General features: G+C 41.3%; 1 rRNA gene (cut by a window edge). It reads right to left on the reverse strand.

Annotation, left to right across the window (positions count from 1 at the left end):
• Window positions 1-1,155 (reverse strand): 16S ribosomal RNA (locus IE191_RS21445); it reaches 654 nt to the left of the window's first position.
• Between the last annotated feature and the right edge of the window lie 1,656 nt (window positions 1,156-2,811).

Raw genomic sequence — 2,811 nt, forward strand, 5'->3', positions numbered from 1 at the left:
TTCCGTCAATTTCTTTAAGTTTCAGCCTTGCGACCATAATCCCCCCAGAACCCAAAAACTTTGATTTCTCGTAAGGTGCCGAGCGAGTCAGAAAAAGAACATCGCCCGATCCCTAGTCGGCATAGTTTACGGTTAAGACTACGACGGTATCTGATCGTCTTCGATCCCCTAACTTTCGTTCACTGATTAATGAAAACATCCTTGGCAAATGCTTTCGCAGTAGTTAGTCTTCAGTAAATCCAAGAATTTCACCTCTGACAACTGAATACTGATGCCCCCGACTGTTCCTGTTAATCATTGCGGCGTCTCTAGAAACCAACAAAATAGAAACGCACGCCCTATTTTATTATTCCATGCTAACGTATTCGAGCAAAGGCCTGCTTTGAACACTCTAATTTTTTCAAAGTAAAAGTCCTGATTCCCCAGCACGCCCAGTGAAGGGCATGAGGTTCTTCAGAAGGAAGGCCCGGCCGGACGAGTGCACGCGGTGAGGCGGACCCGCCAGCCAGGCCCAAGTTTCAACTACGAGCTTTTTAACTGCAACAACTTTAATATACGCTATTGGAGCTGGAATTACCGCGGCTGCTGGCACCAGACTTGCCCTCCAATTGTTCCTCGTTAAGAGGTTTAAATTGTACTCATTCCAATTACAAGACCCAAAAGAGCCCTGTATCAGTATTTATTGTCACTACCTCCCCGTGTCGGGATTGGGTAATTTGCGCGCCTGCTGCCTTCCTTGGATGTGGTAGCCGTTTCTCAGGCTCCCTCTCCGGAATCGAACCCTAATTCCCCGTTACCCGTTGAAACCATGGTAAGCCAATACCTTACCATCGAAAGTTGATAGGGCAGAAATTTGAATGAACCGTCGCCAGCGCAAGGCTATGCGATCCGTAAAGTTATCATGAATCACCAAAAAGCCCCGAAGGGCATTGGTTTTTTATCTAATAAACACATCCCTTCCGAAGTCGGGATTTTCAGCATGTATTAGCTCTAGAATTACCACGGTTATCCAAGTAGTAAGGTATTATCAAATAAACGATAACTGATTTAATGAGCCATTCGCAGTTTCACGGTATAATTGCTTATACTTAGACATGCATGGCTTAATCTTTGAGACAAGCATATGACTACTGGCAGAATCAACCAGGTAACAATCGTTCACCAACAGCGCCGAAGCGCAGTGGCTGAGCCCCCGAAGGAGCGGAATTGTACCAAGAAGGGGATCGCCGAAGCAATCCCAATCGCCTACTGCGAATGCGCGCAGGGCGCAATCGCTGCAGACGACCTATTCATTTGCCCCCACTGAGTTCCCCAAGACGTGGTCCGCCGCGAAGCCTGATCGGCGTTGCCGCCAATAACAAGCCCACAGCATATACGTCTCAAGAGGAGAAAGCCCACGTCGCCTCACGCACACGAAGCGCGGATAGGCGGCGCGACTGTCCCCAAAGATCTGGTGAAATTTTTGGCAAAGCCATCAATCCACAGACCCCGAATTGGCGCCCGCTCATGGAAGTGAGCAGGACTTCAGGCGTCAAGCGCAGGTAAAGGCGCAGTACCGGAGCACCGCTTCAATATATAGGCTTTCGCCCGCCTCTACAAGCACCCAACAGTCGCCGAGTCCCGGGTAACGCGCTGGCCAGAGTTGACGTCCCCAACCGCTACCTGGGTAACAAGGCTTGCAAGTATGAAACCGAAGAGTTAAAGCAGAAAGTATAGCTAAAGCAAGGAGCGACCCAATCGAAACTGGTATAGCCCAATAGCCAACGATCCGCAAAACAAGGATTGATTGTAGGCAGCTGAGATCCGAAGACCCCAGCTGCCCTCCTCATATAGTGTAGGAACACTGTTCGGCTTGATTTTCGCGTTGCGGGGTTAAGGTGGCGGAAAACAGCTCGGAGGTGCGCTTTTTTGTATGAGAAACCGTGTAGACATGCGCAGCCCCATACAAACCATAAACCGATTCCACAACGTATAGAGTCTAGTAGTTTACACTCAGAAAGCAATTTCGCATTTGGTTACAATAGGAAAAGTCAGAATAGTAGAAAGAAAAAAAGTCTAGCGTCTAGTAGTTTTGCAGAGTCTAGTAGTTTTGCAGAGTCTAGTAGTTTTGCAGAGTCTAGTAGTTTAGTAGAGTCTAGTAGTTTTAGATTTCTTTCTTCTATATTATAGTAGTAGTATATATATTTAATAGCTATATATATATATTTACTATAGAAAATAGTAGTATTTAGTATAAAGTAGCTAGTTAGTAAGTAAGTTATTACTATATAGTATATTTTTTTTTAATAAAATATATAATAAAGCTAAGCTTTAGTACTACTTAAAGCTATATTTTAAAATAACTAAGCTATAATAATAGTAGTAGCTAAATAGTATAATAGTATAGTAAAAAGTATATAGTAGATAAGTATTAAATATACTTTACTTTTATATACTATAGCTTAAGTATTTAGTATTTAGTATATAGTTATTTAATAAAGTAATACTCTATATACTAGTAGTACTAAAGAAAATATATAGCTATAGTAAGTTTAAAAAGCTTATTATATACTAAATAGTACTTTAGTATTATAGAAAAACTACTAAACTTTATTGCTATAAAGTTAACACTAAAGCTAATAAAACTTACTAAATACTTTATATAAAGTATAGTACTATATAATAAATAAAATACTAAAAGAAAAACCACTATACTTTATAAAACGTTAACGTTAACTATTGACAAACTACTAGACTTTAGACAAACTACTAGACTTTAGACAAACTACTAGACTTTAGACAAACTACATACTAAAAAACAAACTACTAGAC

The sequence above is a fragment of the Novosphingobium pokkalii genome (genome assembly GCF_014652855.1).
Lineage (GTDB): Bacteria > Pseudomonadota > Alphaproteobacteria > Sphingomonadales > Sphingomonadaceae > Novosphingobium > Novosphingobium pokkalii.